Origin of the sequence: Bacillus nakamurai (genome assembly GCF_001584325.1) — a bacterium.
Lineage (GTDB): Bacteria > Bacillota > Bacilli > Bacillales > Bacillaceae > Bacillus > Bacillus nakamurai.
In genome coordinates, this window is the sequence record NZ_LSAZ01000041.1 from 278613 (window position 1) to 295424 (window position 16812).

The 16812-nt window shown below is 45.8% G+C and carries 15 protein-coding genes; all 15 read left to right on the forward strand.

Features of this window, described 5'->3' with window-relative positions; genetic code table 11:
- Window positions 1-12 precede the first annotated feature (12 nt).
- Window positions 13-954: a bifunctional riboflavin kinase/FAD synthetase gene (ribF, locus tag AXI59_RS16565; protein ID WP_061528755.1), complete on the forward strand. Its 942-nt coding sequence runs from the start codon at window positions 13-15 to the stop codon at window positions 952-954.
- A 166-nt stretch (window positions 955-1120) separates the two neighbouring features.
- Window positions 1121-1390 (forward strand): 30S ribosomal protein S15, encoded by a 270-nt coding sequence (gene rpsO / locus AXI59_RS16570; RefSeq protein WP_003154182.1) that lies wholly within the window; start codon window positions 1121-1123, stop codon window positions 1388-1390.
- A gap of 171 nt (window positions 1391-1561) precedes the next feature.
- Entirely contained in the window at window positions 1562-3679 is a 2118-nt protein-coding gene (gene pnp, locus AXI59_RS16575) for a polyribonucleotide nucleotidyltransferase (protein WP_061520562.1), read from the forward strand.
- 112 nt (window positions 3680-3791) lie between these two features.
- On the forward strand, window positions 3792-4751 hold the full coding sequence (locus AXI59_RS16580; RefSeq protein ID WP_061528756.1) for a polysaccharide deacetylase family protein: 960 nt from the start codon (window positions 3792-3794) through the stop codon (window positions 4749-4751).
- 40 nt (window positions 4752-4791) lie between these two features.
- On the forward strand, window positions 4792-6027 hold the full coding sequence (locus AXI59_RS16585; protein ID WP_061520564.1) for a M16 family metallopeptidase: 1236 nt from the start codon (window positions 4792-4794) through the stop codon (window positions 6025-6027).
- Window positions 6028-6105: 78 nt separating this feature from the next.
- A complete protein-coding gene (locus AXI59_RS16590; protein WP_061520565.1) occupies window positions 6106-6363 on the forward strand; it encodes a YlmC/YmxH family sporulation protein in 258 nt (85 codons plus the stop codon).
- A 153-nt stretch (window positions 6364-6516) separates the two neighbouring features.
- The gene (dpaA, locus tag AXI59_RS16595; protein WP_061520566.1) at window positions 6517-7419 is read left to right on the forward strand and encodes a dipicolinic acid synthetase subunit A; all 903 of its coding nucleotides are present in this window, start codon (window positions 6517-6519) and stop codon (window positions 7417-7419) included.
- Entirely contained in the window at window positions 7410-8000 is a 591-nt protein-coding gene (gene dpaB / locus AXI59_RS16600; RefSeq protein ID WP_061528757.1) for a dipicolinate synthase subunit B, read from the forward strand. The genes dpaA and dpaB overlap by 10 nt, the downstream gene beginning before the upstream one ends.
- A 135-nt stretch (window positions 8001-8135) precedes the next feature.
- Window positions 8136-9176 carry an aspartate-semialdehyde dehydrogenase gene (gene asd / locus AXI59_RS16605; RefSeq protein ID WP_061520568.1) on the forward strand — a complete coding sequence of 347 codons (1041 nt, stop codon included), beginning with the start codon at window positions 8136-8138 and terminating at the stop codon, window positions 9174-9176.
- An 89-nt stretch (window positions 9177-9265) separates the two neighbouring features.
- Window positions 9266-10480 carry an aspartate kinase gene (gene dapG, locus AXI59_RS16610; protein ID WP_061520569.1) on the forward strand — a complete coding sequence of 405 codons (1215 nt, stop codon included), beginning with the start codon at window positions 9266-9268 and terminating at the stop codon, window positions 10478-10480.
- Between the two features lie 30 nt (window positions 10481-10510).
- The gene (gene dapA, locus AXI59_RS16615) at window positions 10511-11380 is read left to right on the forward strand and encodes a 4-hydroxy-tetrahydrodipicolinate synthase (RefSeq protein ID WP_061520570.1); all 870 of its coding nucleotides are present in this window, start codon (window positions 10511-10513) and stop codon (window positions 11378-11380) included.
- A 179-nt stretch (window positions 11381-11559) separates the two neighbouring features.
- Window positions 11560-13227: a ribonuclease J2 gene (rnjB, locus tag AXI59_RS16620; protein ID WP_061528758.1), complete on the forward strand. Its 1668-nt coding sequence runs from the start codon at window positions 11560-11562 to the stop codon at window positions 13225-13227.
- A gap of 116 nt (window positions 13228-13343) precedes the next feature.
- Window positions 13344-14081: a ClpP family protease gene (locus AXI59_RS16625; RefSeq protein WP_061520572.1), complete on the forward strand. Its 738-nt coding sequence runs from the start codon at window positions 13344-13346 to the stop codon at window positions 14079-14081.
- Window positions 14078-14326: a YlzJ-like family protein gene (locus tag AXI59_RS16630; RefSeq protein ID WP_061528759.1), complete on the forward strand. Its 249-nt coding sequence runs from the start codon at window positions 14078-14080 to the stop codon at window positions 14324-14326. Before AXI59_RS16625 ends, AXI59_RS16630 begins: the two co-directional genes overlap by 4 nt.
- A gap of 93 nt (window positions 14327-14419) precedes the next feature.
- Window positions 14420-16777 carry an FtsK/SpoIIIE family DNA translocase gene (locus AXI59_RS16635; protein ID WP_061528760.1) on the forward strand — a complete coding sequence of 786 codons (2358 nt, stop codon included), beginning with the start codon at window positions 14420-14422 and terminating at the stop codon, window positions 16775-16777.
- Window positions 16778-16812 lie beyond the last annotated feature (35 nt).

Here is a 16812-nt window from a genome sequence, read left to right on the forward strand (position 1 = left end):
GGTGACCGTTCTGTGAAGACGATACATATTTCTCATCCGCATCATTTACAAAAGGAAGAGCAGGCAGCGTCAGTAATGGCTCTCGGCTACTTTGACGGAGTCCATTTAGGGCATCAAAAAGTAATCGGCACCGCCAGACAAATTGCCGAAGAAAAAGGCCTTTCGCTGGCCGTAATGACATTCCATCCCCATCCGTCCCATGTTCTTGGCAGAGATAAAGAGCCTAAGGATCTGATTACGCCGCTTAAGGACAAGATCAGCCAGATTGAGCGTTTAGGCGCAGATGTGCTGTATGTCGTGAAGTTTGATGAAGCGTTTGCAGCCCTTTCTCCCAAACAGTTTGCTAAGGATTATATTTTAGGGTTAAATGCACGGCATGCAGTGGGGGGATTTGATTTTACGTACGGAAAGTACGGAAAAGGCACGATGGACACACTGCCGCTTGATCTGGAAGGAAAGGCTGATTGCACGACTGTCGAGAAGCTGACCGAGCAGGACAGGAAAATCAGCTCCACTTACATTCGGTCGGCGCTGCAAAACGGTGATGTCGAGCTGGCGCACACCCTTCTCGGGCAGCCTTATTTCATACGAGGCACCGTGATCCACGGCGATAAAAGGGGACGGACCATCGGGTTTCCGACCGCAAATGTAGGTTTACATAACAGCTATATTGTACCTCCGACAGGCGTCTATGCCGTCAAGGCTGAAATCAATGGAAACGTTTATGAAGGGGTCTGCAATATCGGCTATAAACCGACATTTTATGAAAAACGCCCGGATCAGCCGTCTATTGAAGTCCATTTGTTTGATTTTGACCAAAACGTATACGGGGAAACCGTGAAAATTGAGTGGTATAAACGCATCCGGAGTGAACGGAAGTTTAACGGAATTGATGAATTAACCGCTCAAATCGAGAAAGATAAGCAGGAAGCGATCCGTTTTTTCAGCAAATAACGGAAAGAAAGTGAAAAAGTGTACAAATTTTATTCTAAAATATTTGCATACGGGCGCGTTTTTTAGTATCATATATTTCGTAGTCTTAAAACCATTGCTTGGCAATCCGAAGTCACCGACGGTTGCTAGGTAACTGGGGCTAATTATGATATGGAGGTGAAACAGGATGGCAATTACTCAAGAACGTAAAAACCAACTCATCAGCGAGTTTAAAACACACGAATCTGATACTGGATCTCCAGAAGTTCAGATCGCTATCCTAACAGACTCAATTAACAACTTGAACGAGCATTTGCGTACTCACAAGAAAGATCACCACTCACGTCGCGGTCTTCTTAAAATGGTAGGTAAACGTCGTAATCTTCTTACGTATCTGCGTAATAAAGACGTAACTCGTTACCGTGAGTTAATTAACAAACTAGGCTTACGTCGATAATCGTAAAAAGCGGGAGGATTCCCGCTTTTTTATCGTATTAAAGCGAAAAAATGCTGATCAATACATTGAAATCCTTTTACATACTACTTTGACATTGATATGTTCAATTCATTTCGTTCATAATAGGAGTAATTGATTATTTCACACATAAAGAGAGGAGCTCGTAATCGAATGGGACAAGAGAAACATGTCTTTACCATAGATTGGGCCGGCAGACAGCTTACAGTAGAAACCGGCCAACTTGCCAAACAGGCAAACGGCGCTGTCATGGTCCGCTACGGCGATACCGCAGTGCTCAGCACAGCAACTGCATCAAAAGAACCGAAACCGCTTGATTTTTTCCCGCTTACCGTTAACTATGAAGAAAGATTATATGCAGTAGGTAAAATTCCGGGCGGCTTTATTAAAAGAGAAGGCCGGCCGAGTGAAAAGGCCATTTTAGCCAGCCGTCTGATTGACCGTCCGATCCGCCCGCTTTTCGCTGACGGATTCCGTAATGAAGTACAGGTCATCAGCATTGTGATGAGTGTCGATCAGGACTGCTCTTCTGAAATGGCTGCTATGTTCGGATCATCACTGGCACTTTGCGTATCGGATATTCCGTTTGAAGGACCGATTGCGGGTGTGACGGTGGGCCGCATTGACGGCCAGTTCCTCATCAATCCGACGGTTGACCAGCTTGAAAAAAGCGATATCAACCTCGTCGTCGCAGGTACTAAAGACGCAATCAACATGGTGGAAGCCGGAGCAGATGAAGTTCCTGAAGAAATCATGCTTGAAGCGATTATGTTCGGCCATGAAGAAATTAAACGCCTGATTGCATTCCAAGAAGAAATCATCGCTGCAGTCGGCAAAGAAAAGACTGAGATTGCACTGTATGAAATTGATGCAGAACTCAGTGAAAAAGTGAAAAGTCTTGCAGAGCCGGATCTTCTTAAGGCGATTCAGGTTCATGAGAAGCATGCGCGTGAAGATGCCATTAATGAAGTGAAAGATGCAGTCGTTGCTAAGTTTGAAGAAGAAGAGCACGATGAAGATACTATTAAAAAAGTGAAACAAACGCTGTCTAAGCTAGTGAAAAACGAAGTCCGCCGTTTGATCACAGAAGAAAAAGTCCGTCCTGACGGCCGCGGCGTTGATCAAATCCGCCCGCTTTCTTCAGAAGTCGGCCTTCTTCCTAGAACACACGGCTCCGGATTGTTTACAAGAGGACAAACACAAGCGCTCAGCGTATGTACGTTAGGCGCTCTCGGAGACGTTCAGATTCTTGACGGCTTAGGCGTTGAAGAATCAAAACGGTTTATGCATCACTATAACTTCCCGCAATTCAGCGTTGGCGAAACTGGACCGATGCGCGGCCCGGGACGACGTGAAATCGGACACGGGGCTCTTGGAGAGCGTGCGCTTGAGCCTGTCATTCCGAATGAAAAAGACTTCCCGTATACAGTTCGTCTTGTATCTGAAGTGCTTGAATCAAACGGTTCAACATCACAGGCAAGTATTTGCGCCAGCACACTTGCGATGATGGATGCAGGGGTTCCGATTAAAGCTCCTGTTGCCGGTATCGCGATGGGACTTGTGAAATCAGGCGAGTACTATACTGTATTAACGGATATTCAAGGCATGGAAGACGCCCTCGGTGACATGGACTTTAAAGTAGCCGGCACGGCAAAAGGCGTTACCGCGCTGCAAATGGACATTAAAATCGAAGGCCTTTCAAGAGAAATTCTTGAAGAAGCGCTTCAGCAGGCGAAAAAAGGAAGAATGGAAATCCTTAACAGTATGCTGAGCACGCTTGGTGAATCAAGAAAAGAGCTTTCTCAATATGCGCCGAAAATTTTAACGATGACAATCAATCCGGATAAAATCCGCGACGTTATCGGCCCGAGCGGCAAGCAAATCAATAAGATCATTGAAGATACCGGTGTTAAAATCGATATCGAACAAGACGGCACCATCTTTATTTCTTCTACTGACGAGAGCAGCAACCAAAAAGCGAAAAAAATTATCGAAGATCTTGTCAGAGAAGTAGAAGTCGGCCAGCTTTACCTCGGTAAAGTCAAACGTATTGAGAAATTCGGAGCTTTCGTTGAAATCTTCAGCGGAAAAGACGGTCTCATTCATATATCCGAACTTGCGCTCGAACGGGTCGGCAAGGTTGAGGATGTTGTAAAACTCGGTGATGAAATCCTTGTGAAGGTAACCGAAATTGACAAGCAGGGACGAGTAAATCTGTCACGCAAAGCAGTGCTGCGTGAGGAAAAAGAAAAAGAAGAACAACAATCTTAAATGAAAACCTAACAAGGAGCCTGGGAGACCCGGCTTCTTTATTTTGAGAATGACTACAGGCGGGTTCTACCTTGTCCTCCTCTTACATAATGTGTGGTGAGGGGGGAAGGACATGTTGAAAAAATTCGTGCCGTTTGCCGTTTTTTTATTTCTCTTTTTTGTTTCATTTGAAATGTTAAAAAATCCGTACACAGTTGATTACATAGACGCAATGAAAAAAGACGCAGTGACTGTTTCAGCTTCAAAGGATCCGCTCTACGAAGAATTGCTGCGAAAAGCGCCGGAGTATGAAGTAAAAGCCCAAGACGCGAGAATTGATAAAATATGGAAAAGTATACCTGGTTACAACGGTTTAAAAGTCAATGTGGAAAAATCCTATAAGCAAATGAAAAAGGACGGAGAATTTCATGAAGATGACCTTGTGTATGAGCAGGTAAAGCCGAAGATTCATCTTGATTCTCTCGCACCTGAGCCCATTTATAAAGGAAATCCGGATAAACCGATGGTTGCCTTTTTAATAAATGTAGCGTGGGGAAATGAATATGTGGAGCAAATGCTGCCTATTCTGAAAAAACAGCAAGTGAAGGCGACCTTTTTTCTGGAAGGAAAATGGCTGAAAAACAATCAGGAACTGGCCAAACAAATAGCAGCGGACGGACATGAAATCGGAAATCACTCATACAATCACCCTGATATGAGCAAACTGACTTCAGGAAGCATTTCCGAACAGCTTGACAAGACCAATGCACAAATCAGCGAGACGCTCGGTGTAAAGCCGAAATGGTTTGCGCCGCCAAGCGGCAGCTTCAGAAAAGCGGTGGTTGATATTGCGGCGGAAAAAGGAATGGGGACCATCATGTGGACTGTTGACACCATTGACTGGCAAAAACCGTCTCCTGCTGTTTTACAAACAAGGGTGTTGAGCAAAATACATAACGGGGCCATGATTTTAATGCATCCGACTGATCCGACGGCGAAAAGCCTGGACGTGTTAATTACGAAAATTAAAGAAAAAGGCTATGCACTCGGTTCAGTGTCTGACTTAATGGATGAAAACAGGCTGATGAAGTAGCAGGCGGCAGTTTGCCTGCCTTTGAATAGGAGGAACAAACTTGATAAAACGCTATACATGCCAAAATGGTGTAAGAGTTGTGCTTGAAAATAACCCGACAGTGCGGTCTGTGGCAATCGGCGTCTGGATCGGAACGGGATCACGCCATGAAACGCCGGAAACCAACGGCATCTCACATTTTTTAGAGCATATGTTTTTTAAAGGGACGAATACGAGATCCGCACGTGAAATCGCAGAATCCTTCGACCGTATAGGCGGCCAAGTGAATGCCTTCACTTCAAAGGAATATACGTGTTATTACGCTAAAGTGCTTGACGAACATGCAAACTATGCACTTGATGTGTTGGCGGATATGTTCTTTCATTCTGCTTTTGATGAAAACGAGCTCAAAAAAGAAAAAAATGTCGTATACGAAGAGATTAAAATGTATGAAGATGCACCGGATGACATTGTCCATGATCTGCTGAGCAAAGCAACGTACGGCAATCATTCGCTCGGTTACCCGATTCTCGGAACGGAGGAAACACTTGCTTCTTTTAACGGTGATTCTCTCAGACAGCATATGGATGATTTCTACACGCCGGACCGTGTCGTCATTTCTGTCGCCGGCAATGTGACGGAGCAATTTATCAAAGACGTTGAGAAATGGTTCGGTACATACGAAGCGAAAGGCAAAGCGAGCGGTATCAGCGAGCCTGAGTTTCATTATGAAAAACTGACAAGAAAAAAAGATACCGAGCAGGCACACCTCTGCCTCGGTTTTAAAGGCCTGAAAGTCGGAGACCCGGACATCTACGATTTAATCGTGCTGAACAACGTGCTTGGCGGAAGCATGAGCAGCCGGCTTTTTCAAGATGTGCGGGAAGATAAAGGACTGGCTTATTCTGTATACAGCTATCACAGCTCTTATGAAGACAGCGGAATGCTGACGATTTACGGCGGAACCGGCGCCAATCAGCTCGGGCTTCTGTCAGAAACGATTCAAGAGACGTTATCGGTTTTAAAACGTGACGGCATTTCTCCGAAAGAGCTGGAAAACAGCAAAGAACAAATGAAGGGAAGTCTGATGCTCAGCTTAGAAAGCACAAACAGCAAAATGAGCCGCAACGGTAAAAATGAACTGCTGCTCGGCAAGCATAAAACAATGGATGAAATCATCGCTGAATTAAATGCGGTCAGCTTAGAAAGCGTCAACGGCCTCAGCCGCCGCTTATTCACGGATGATTACGCATTATCACTGATCAGCCCGACAGGCAGCATGCCTGCCTCGTCATAAGCAAGAAAGCGGTCTGCCTCGATATGAGGCAGGCATTTTTTTATGATGATGGTCATATAGTACAAGGGGGTGGCTATCATGAGGCTTAGTGAACTATCAGGTAAAGAAATCGTAGACATAAAACGGGCTGAGCGGCTCGGAGTGCTCGGCCAAACCGATTTGGAAATTAATGAGCAGGACGGTCAAATTACCGCACTTCTCATACCGACGGTAAAATGGTTCGGTTTAAGAAAACAAGGCCATGACATTCGTGTCCCTTGGAATCATATACAGAAAATCGGGTCAGATATGATTATTTTAGACGTGCCCGAGGACATCACTCCTCCTGAGGGGTAAGATTCTTAATTTGCAGCATCGGCTTATAGCGCCGGTGCTTTTTTGTTTGAAAAAAAATACTGTACATTCACCGCCCTTTCTATTCGAACATACGATGAAGAGGAGAATGACACTTAAAAGATCCAGTAACTGTAAAGAAGGTGAACGTTTCATATGTTAACCGGATTGACAATTGCGATCATTGGCGGTGACGCAAGGCAGCTTGAGATTATAAGAAAGCTGACAGAACAGCATGCCGATATTTATCTCGTGGGATTTGACCAGTTAGATGACGGTTTTACAGGAACCGTAAAATGCAAAATCGATGACATTCCATTTCAGAAAATAGACAGTATGATCCTGCCCGTATCGGCAACAACCGAAGAAGGTGTTGTATCGACGGTTTTTTCAAATGAAGAAGTGGTGTTAAAGCAGGAGCACCTTAATCAGACACCGGCGCATTGCGTCATCTACTCAGGCATCTCAAACGCCTATCTGGAAGGAATCGCCCAAGAAGCCGGCCGCAAGCTCGTTAAATTGTTTGAGCGGGACGACATCGCGATATTTAACTCTATTCCGACAGTTGAAGGAACGATCATGATGGCGATTCAGCATACTGATTACACCATCCACGGATCTAGTGTGGCCGTTCTCGGATTGGGGCGCACCGGCATGACAATCGCCCGGACGTTTGCGGCTTTAGGAGCAAAGGTAAAAGTGGGGGCGCGAAGCTCGGCGCATTTAGCCCGCATTTCCGAAATGGGGCTTTCTCCTTTTCAAATAGAAGAGCTTACAGACCATGTGAAAGATATTGATATTTGTATTAATACTGTGCCGAGCTTGATTTTAGATCAAAGCGTTCTGTCTAGGATGACACCGAAGACCCTGATTTTAGATTTAGCCTCGCGTCCGGGCGGAACGGACTTCAACTATGCTGAAAAGCAAGGCATTAAAGCGCTGCTTGCCCCGGGGCTTCCGGGAATTGTCGCGCCTAAAACAGCCGGCCAGATTATTGCAAACGTCCTGAGCAAGCTTTTGGCAGATGTAAAGAAAGAGGGGGAATACCCATGTCTCTGAATGGGAAAAGAATCGGATTCGGATTAACCGGCTCACACTGCACATATGATGCCGTCTTTCCGCAAATAGAAGCGCTTGTAAATGAAGGAGCTGAAGTCCGTCCTGTCGTGACGTCCACTGTCCAATCAACCGATACCCGATTTGGAGAGGGGGCGGAATGGGTCAGAAAAATTGAAGAGCTGACTGGGTTTGAAGCGATAGATTCCATTGTAAAAGCAGAGCCTCTCGGGCCGAAGCTTCCGCTTGATTGCATGGTCATCGCCCCGCTGACGGGAAATTCAATGAGCAAGCTGGCAAACGCAATGACCGATTCTCCGGTTCTTATGGCAGCAAAAGCCACGATCAGAAACGGCCGTCCTGTCGTGCTTGGAATTTCGACAAACGATGCGCTCGGATTAAACGGCACGAATTTAATGAGATTGATGTCAACCAAAAACATTTTCTTCATCCCGTTCGGCCAGGATGACCCCGTTAAAAAGCCGACGTCGCTCGTCGCTAGAATGGATCTGCTTCCGATATCGGTTGAAAAGGCCCTTCTGCATGAACAGGTTCAGCCGGTGCTTGTACAGCATGATGAATAAAATGATTAAATATACAGAAAATCTTTGCGGAATAAAAAAATTCGGTCAACCCGTGACTATTCTATGGTAAAATAAAACGTAAAATGCATAGTCAATTCAACAAATGATGCTTAATTGGCGGAAGGAGTTTTACAGATGGGAAGAGGATTACACGTAGCAGTTGTCGGAGCGACGGGAGCTGTAGGACAGCAAATGCTGAAAACACTGGAAGACAGAAACTTTGAAATAGAAACACTCACACTACTATCCTCAAAACGCTCTGCTGGTACGAAAGTAACGTTTAAAGGCGAAGAATATACGGTGCAGGAAGCTGTTCCTGAGAGCTTTGAAGGCGTTCAGATCGCTTTATTCAGCGCCGGCGGAAGCGTGTCACAAAGCTTGGCGCCTGAAGCTGTAAAACGCGGAGCCATCGTCATTGACAATACAAGTGCGTTTCGCATGGATGAAAATACACCGCTCGTTGTGCCTGAAGTGAACGAGTCGGATCTGCATGAACATAACGGTATTATCGCCAATCCTAACTGCTCAACCATTCAAATGGTGGCGGCTCTTGAACCGATCCGCAAAGCATACGGGCTGAAAAAAGTTATTGTTTCTACTTACCAAGCAGTGTCCGGTGCGGGAAATGAAGCGGCCAAAGAACTTTACAGCCAGACAAAGGCGATTTTAAATAACGAACCGGCAGAAGCATCCATTATGCCTGTTAAAGGGGACAAAAAGCACTATCAAATCGCTTTTAACGCGATTCCGCAAATTGATAAATTCCAAGATAACGGCTATACGTTTGAGGAAATGAAAATGATTAATGAAACGAAAAAAATTATGCATATGCCGGAGCTGGAAGTAGCGGCGACATGTGTCAGACTGCCGATTGAAACAGGCCACTCCGAATCTGTCTATATTGAACTTGACCGTGATGACGCAACGGTTGAAGACATCAAACATCTTTTAAAAGAAGCACCGGGCGTTACGCTTCAGGATGACCCTGCACAGCAGCTTTACCCAATGCCTGCCGATGCCGTCGGCAAACGCGATGTATTTGTGGGACGAATCCGTAAAGATTTGGACAGAGCAAACGGTTTTCATTTATGGGTTGTTTCTGATAACCTGTTAAAAGGAGCCGCTTGGAACTCAGTTCAAATTGCGGAAAGCCTGCAAAAACTAAACCTCGTATAAAACAAACGTATTTTTCTATAGGCGAACAGAAGAGAGTAAGGCTCTGCCTGCTCTCTTCTGTTACGTCAGACTAATTTGGAGTGAAAATAGTGAAGATCATTGTTCAAAAATTCGGCGGAACATCCGTAAAAGATGACAAGGGACGCAAGCTCGCGTTATCACATATTAAAGAAGCCATCAGTGAAGGATATAAAGTCGTCGTTGTCGTATCGGCGATGGGCAGAAAAGGAGATCCGTATGCGACAGATTCTCTCATCGGGCTTCTTTACGGCAGCCAGTCAGATATTTCTCCGAGAGAGCAGGATATGCTTCTGTCTTGCGGGGAAACGATCTCTTCTGTTGTTTTTGCCAGCATGCTTAAGGAAAACGGGATAAAAGCCGCGGCTTTGACAGGAGCTCAGGCCGGCTTTTTAACAAATGCCCAGCATACCGATGCCAAGATTCTTGAAATGAAAACAGAGCGGCTGTTCGCGACGCTCGCCAATCATGAAGCCGTAGTTGTTGCAGGGTTTCAGGGAGCCACTGAAAAAGGCGACACGACGACGATCGGAAGAGGAGGCAGCGATACGTCGGCAGCAGCGCTCGGCGCGGCGGTCGATGCCGATTTTATTGACATTTTTACGGACGTGGAAGGCGTCATGACAGCTGATCCGAGAATCGTCAAAAACGCAAAGCCGCTTCCGAATGTCACATATACGGAAATCTGCAACCTGGCCTATCAAGGCGCGAAAGTCATTCATCCGCGCGCGGTGGAAATCGCTATGCAGGCAAAGGTGCCGATTCGCGTGCGTTCCACTTATTCAAAAGACAAAGGCACATTGGTGACGTCACATCATTCTTCAAACATCGGCAGCGATGTTTTTGAAAGGCTGATTACCGGTATCGCCCATGTGAAAGATGTGACGCAATTTAAGGTCCCTGCTAAATTGGGTCAATATAACGTTCAGACAGAAGTATTTAAAGCAATGGCCAATGCCGGGATCAGCGTTGATTTCTTTAATATCACGCCGAGCGAAATCGTTTATACCGTGGCCGGCAATAAAACGGACGCCGCACGCAGCATTTTAGCCGATTTAGGCTATGAGCCTACGGTTACGGAAAGCTGTGCAAAAGTGTCAGCGGTCGGAGCCGGTATTATGGGAGTGCCGGGAGTCACGTCGAAAATCGTCTCCGCGCTTTCTGAAAAAGGCATTCCTATTCTGCAATCTGCCGACAGCCATACTACGATCTGGGTTCTTGTCCATGAAAAGGATATGGTGACGGCCGTAAACGCTTTGCATGAAGTGTTTGAACTTTCAAAGTAAATGTGATTGAATCATGATGAGGTGAAAAAAATGAATGTCGGAAATATATCTACAGCGATGATTACACCCTTTGACAATAAAGGGAATGTAGACTTTCAAAAGCTGTCTACATTAATTGACTATTTGTTGAAAAACGGCACGGATTCTTTAGTCGTTGCGGGCACAACCGGAGAATCCCCGACCCTTTCAACGGAAGAAAAAATTGCACTCTTTGAATTTACGGTCAAAGAAGTGAACGGACGTGTTCCTGTCATTGCGGGAACGGGAAGCAACAATACGAAAGACTCCATTAAACTGACAAAAAAAGCGGAAGAAGCCGGCGTTGATTGCGTCATGCTTGTCACGCCTTATTATAATAAACCTTCACAGGAAGGAATGTACCGCCATTTTAAAGCTATAGCTGAAGAAACGTCTTTGCCGGTTATGCTTTACAATGTGCCGGGCAGAACGGTTGCTTCACTTGCGCCGGAAACAGCGATCCGGCTGGCTGAGATTCCGAATATCTCCGCTATTAAAGAAGCGAGCGGTGATTTGGATGCCATTACGAAAATTATTGCGGAAACGCCGGAGGATTTCTACGTCTATTCCGGTGACGACGGTTTAACGCTCCCTGTTCTTGCGGTCGGCGGAAGAGGGGTCGTGTCAGTGGCGAGCCATATCGTCGGCCCTGACATGCAGCAGATGATTAAAAACTATACAAACGGGCAAACGGCAAATGCGGCGCTGATCCATCAGAAGCTTTTGCCGATTATGAAGGAGCTGTTTAAAGCGCCTAATCCGGCTCCGGTCAAAACAGCGCTTCAGCTGAAGGGCCTTGATGTCGGATCTGTGCGTCTTCCTCTTATCCCGCTGAATGAAGATGAGCGTTTGAGCCTGAGCAGCGCCATCAGCGAACTGTAAGAAAAAAATTCATACAGTGAACATAAGCGGTCATTCTCATCTTTATCGTGAGTTTGACCGTTTTGTATACATATTGGTTTTCCCTAAACCTTCTGCTTCATCTTGTTTTCTAAAATTGATATCAGTTATAATAGGAACAAGTGATGATGGACGGGTATGAGACTAGGAGGATATAGATTTTGAAAAAGAAAAATACAGAAAACGTCAGAATTATCGCCCTTGGCGGTGTCGGAGAAATTGGGAAGAACCTATATGTCATCGAAATCGACTCAGACATATTTGTAGTTGATGTAGGGCTGATGCATCCGGAAAATGAGATGCTCGGAATTGATGTCGTCATTCCGGACATTTCTTATTTAGTTGAACGGGCTGACCGCGTGAAGGCCATCTTTCTGACACACGGACACGATGAAAACATCGGAGGCGTCTTTTATTTATTGAACAAGCTGTCAGTTCCCGTATACGGAACAAAACTTACGCTTGCTTTGTTAAGAGAAAAACTGAAGCAATACGGACACAATCGAAAAGCTGATTTACGAGAAGTTCACTCGAAATCTGTCATTACATTCGAATCAACAAAAGTATCGTTCTTTAAAACGATCCACAGCATTCCGGATTCAGTGGGAGTCAGCTTCAAAACATCACTTGGCTCTATTGTATGCACGGGAGACTTTAAATTTGACCAAACGCCTGCTTATCACCAATCATGTGATATCGGCGAGATCGCAAAAATCGGAAACAGCGGCGTGCTTGCCCTGCTTTCAGACAGCGCCAACGCTGAGCGGCCTGGTTACACTCCGTCTGAAGCATACGTAAGCGGAGAAATTTCTGACGCGATGTACAATTCAGAAAACCGTGTTATCGTTGCCGTATTTGCGTCAAATATCAATCGCATTCAGCAAGTCATTCAGGCAGCTGCTCAAAATGGCCGAAAACTCGCCATAGCCGGGAAGAACCTGCAAAATGTGCTTCAGCTTGCGCGCAAGCTCGGCTATATTGAAGCCGATGATGAATTATTCATTCCGGTACAAGATGTGAAAAAATATCCGAAACGCGAAGTGGCGATTGTCACGGCAGGAAGCCATGGCGAGCCGTTAGCCGCTCTTACGAGAATGGCGAAACAAGCGCACAAGCAGCTCAACATCGAAGAAGGGGATACTGTTGTCATCGCGTCAACGCCGATCCCGGGACATGAACTGGTTTATTCTAAAACTGTTAATCTTCTCGTGCGCGCCGGCGCTCAAGTCATTTTCGCCCAAAAGCGCGTGCACGTTTCCGGCCACGGTTCACAAGAAGAATTGAAGCTGATGCTTAATTTGTTAAAACCGAAATATTTGATTCCGGTCAACGGCGAATTCAGAATGCAAAAAGCACATTCAAAAATTGCTGAAGAAATCGGCATGAAACGCAGCGACATTTTCTTAATCGAAAAAGGCGACGTCGTCGAATTCCGCGGCCAGAATGTGAAAATCGGGGATAAAGTATCTTACGGAAACGTCCTGATTGACGGCCTCGGTGTCGGTGATATCGGCAATATCGTGTTAAGAGACCGCCGATTATTGTCACAAGACGGCATTCTGATTGTTGTGATTACGCTCGATAAGCAAAAAAAGCACCTTGTATCAGGTCCTGAAATTATTACGCGCGGGTTCGTTTATGTCAGAGAGTCAGAAGGGCTGATTGTACAAGCTACTGAGCTCGTCCGCTCTATCGTGACGGAAGCGACGGAAACATCCTCCGTAGAATGGTCAACACTGAAACAGGCGATGCGTGACGCGTTAAACCAATTCCTTTATGAAAAAACAAAACGCAAGCCGATGATCATCCCGATTATTATGGAAGTATAATGTGAACAAAGCCGGAGCGGCCGAAAAAGCTCCGGCTTTGTTTTTCGTTCACCCCGGATGGAAACCCGCTTCTTTGTTCATAATACAAAGAGACAATCGGAAAGGGTGAAAGAAAAATGGATCATCGTATGGAAAACAACGAAGAACAGCAGCCCGAAAAAACTGATACGAAAGACAGCATCATGAGCAAAATTCAGCAGCTGGGAGAAACATCTCTTCCGCAAATGCCTCAAGATACCAATATTCATTGCCTGACAATCATCGGACAAATTGAGGGGCATGTACAGCTCCCGCCGCAAAACAAAACAACCAAATACGAACACGTTATCCCGCAAATCGTGGCGATCGAGCAAAATCCGAAAATTGAAGGCCTTCTGATTATATTAAACACTGTCGGCGGTGATGTGGAAGCGGGGCTCGCGATTGCCGAAATGCTGGCGTCATTATCAAAACCGACTGTTTCGATCGTGCTTGGAGGCGGTCACTCCATAGGTGTTCCGATCGCCGTGTCATGTGATCACAGCTTTATAGCCGAAACGGCGACAATGACGATTCACCCGGTTCGGCTTACGGGCCTTGTAATCGGCGTCCCGCAAACGTTTGAATACTTGGATAAAATGCAGGAGCGTGTCGTGAACTTTGTTACGAACCACTCAAATATTTCTGAAGAAAAATTTAAAGAGCTGATGTTTTCAAAAGGAAATTTAACTCGGGACATCGGAACGAATGTCGTCGGAAAAGACGCCGCTGATTACGGGTTAATTGATGCGGTCGGCGGAGTCGGCCAGGCGATCAAAAAGCTGAACCAGCTTATTGAGGAACGAAAGGGCGAAGAAGGAAGGATGATTCAATGATACTTTACACCGTCATGCCCCAAGAAGTCGTCTATCAAAGTGAGCAGGAGCAAAGTGTGCATGAACAGGTTGATTACGCCGGCGTGCCGCTGCTTGTTGAAATGAAGGGAAATGAAGCGGAAGTCGTGCAAATTTTAAGTACGAACCCGATGGATTTCCTGAATCCCCACATTGCCCCCGGGCAAAAACTTAAGTTGAATCTAACCGGCATTCAGTCCGCTTCTCAGGGGCAAAATATGCTATAATAGGGGAATCCTACAGAAAAATGCAGCCGAAAGAAGGCTGCTTTTCTTCATGATGTATGATTTTACATTTTTTAACGCAGTAAGGTGATGAGTGTGGCGAAGAAAAAACGGAAATCAAAAAAGAAACAAGAGAGCAAGCTCAACATAAAATACGAACTATGCGGATTACTCTGTGTTGCGATCTCGATTATAGCCGTTTTGCAGCTCGGCGTTGTCGGACAAACCTTTGTGTATTTGTTCCGTTTTTTTGCCGGAGAGTGGTTTATTTTATGTTTGCTGGCATTATTCCTTTTAGGAATTTCATTATTTTGGAAAAAGAAGAGTCCAAGTCTTTTAACGAGAAGAAAAGCCGGATTGTATTGTATTATCGCAAGCCTTTTACTTTTATCTCATGTTCAGCTTTTTAAAAATCTGTCTCATCACGGGTCCATTCAGTCAGCGAGCGTCATCAGCAACACGTGGGAGCTGTTTATGATTGATATGAATCAGCAGGCGGCTTCCCCTGATTTGGGCGGAGGCATGATCGGTGCAGTTCTGTTTGCCGCTTCCCATTTTTTATTTGCGTCAACCGGGTCTCAAATTATGGCGTTTGTGCTGATTCTGATGGGATTGATATTGGTTACGGGACGATCTCTTCAAGAAACGCTCATAAAGTGGACAAGCCCTATCGGCAGATTCATAAAAGGCCAATGGCTGGCTTTTATTGAAGATATGAAAACGTTCAAAACAAATATGTCTTCTCCGAAAGCAAAAACAAAATCCGGCAAAAAACAAAAACGGGTGCAAAAGAAGAAAGAAGAGCCTGAACCGGAGGAAGAGGACGAAGAAATCATTTCGCCCATTATCCATTCAGAGCCGATTATCTCAAGCTTTTCAGACCGCGATGAGCAGGCAGAACAGCCGATGATTTTGGAAAAAGCACAGGTGCCGGCCCAAGGGGCAAAAGAAGAACAGACAGCCGTTCAAGACTCTGACGAAACGCCCGCGGCTCCGCCGATGACCTTTACAGAGCTTGAAAATAAAGACTATCAAATGCCTTCACTCGACATATTGGCAGACCCTAAGCATTCAGGACAGCAAACTGACAAGAAAAACATTTACGAGAATGCAAGGAAACTGGAACGCACTTTTCAAAGCTTCGGCGTGAAGGCGAAAGTAACACAGGTCCATCTCGGCCCCGCCGTGACAAAATACGAAGTATATCCTGACGTAGGCGTCAAGGTCAGTAAAATCGTTAATTTGAGCGATGACCTTGCTCTTGCGCTTGCAGCAAAAGATATCCGGATAGAGGCGCCGATCCCGGGCAAATCGGCTATCGGCATCGAGGTGCCGAATGCTGAAGTGGCAATGGTTTCATTAAAAGAAGTGCTGGAATCCAAGCTGAACGACAGGCCGGATGCGAAGCTGTTAATCGGCTTGGGCCGGAACATTTCCGGCGAAGCGGTGCTTGCGGAATTAAACAAAATGCCCCACTTACTCGTAGCTGGAGCAACGGGGAGCGGAAAGAGCGTTTGTGTCAACGGTATTATTACGAGCATCCTTATGAGGGCAAAGCCTCATGAAGTAAAAATGATGATGATTGACCCGAAAATGGTCGAACTGAATGTCTATAACGGCATCCCTCATTTGCTCGCTCCGGTCGTAACAGACCCGAAAAAAGCGTCACAAGCTTTGAAAAAGGTCGTCAATGAGATGGAGCGGCGCTATGAGCTCTTTTCCCACACGGGAACGAGAAATATAGAAGGCTACAACGATTATATAAAGCGGTCAAATGCCGAAGAAGAAGTCAAGCAGCCTGAATTGCCTTACATCGTCGTCATTGTTGACGAGCTTGCCGATCTGATGATGGTCGCTTCTTCCGATGTGGAAGATTCTATTACGAGGCTCTCACAGATGGCAAGAGCCGCCGGAATCCACTTGATTATCGCGACACAGCGGCCTTCAGTGGACGTCATTACAGGGGTCATTAAAGCGAATATCCCGTCAAGAATCGCTTTCAGCGTCTCTTCCCAAACAGATTCCCGGACGATTTTGGACATGGGCGGCGCGGAAAAGCTTTTAGGCCGCGGAGATATGCTGTTTCTGCCTGTGGGAGCCAATAAACCGGTGCGGGTGCAGGGTGCGTTCTTATCGGATGAAGAGGTTGAACATGTCGTTGACCATGTCATCACTCAGCAAAAGGCACAGTATCAAGAAGAAATGATTCCGGAAGAAACGCCTGAAACACACAGTGAAGTAACGGACGACTTGTATGATGAGGCTGTCGATTTAATTATCGGCTTGCAGACGGCATCTGTTTCCATGCTTCAAAGACGGTTCAGAATCGGGTATACGAGGGCGGCCCGATTGATTGACGCGATGGAAGAACGCGGAGTCGTCGGACCGTATGAAGGAAGCAAACCGAGGGAAGTATTATTATCAAAGGAACAATATGATGAGCTCTCTTCTTAAATGAAGAGAGCTTTCACATGCATGCGTGTTACTCA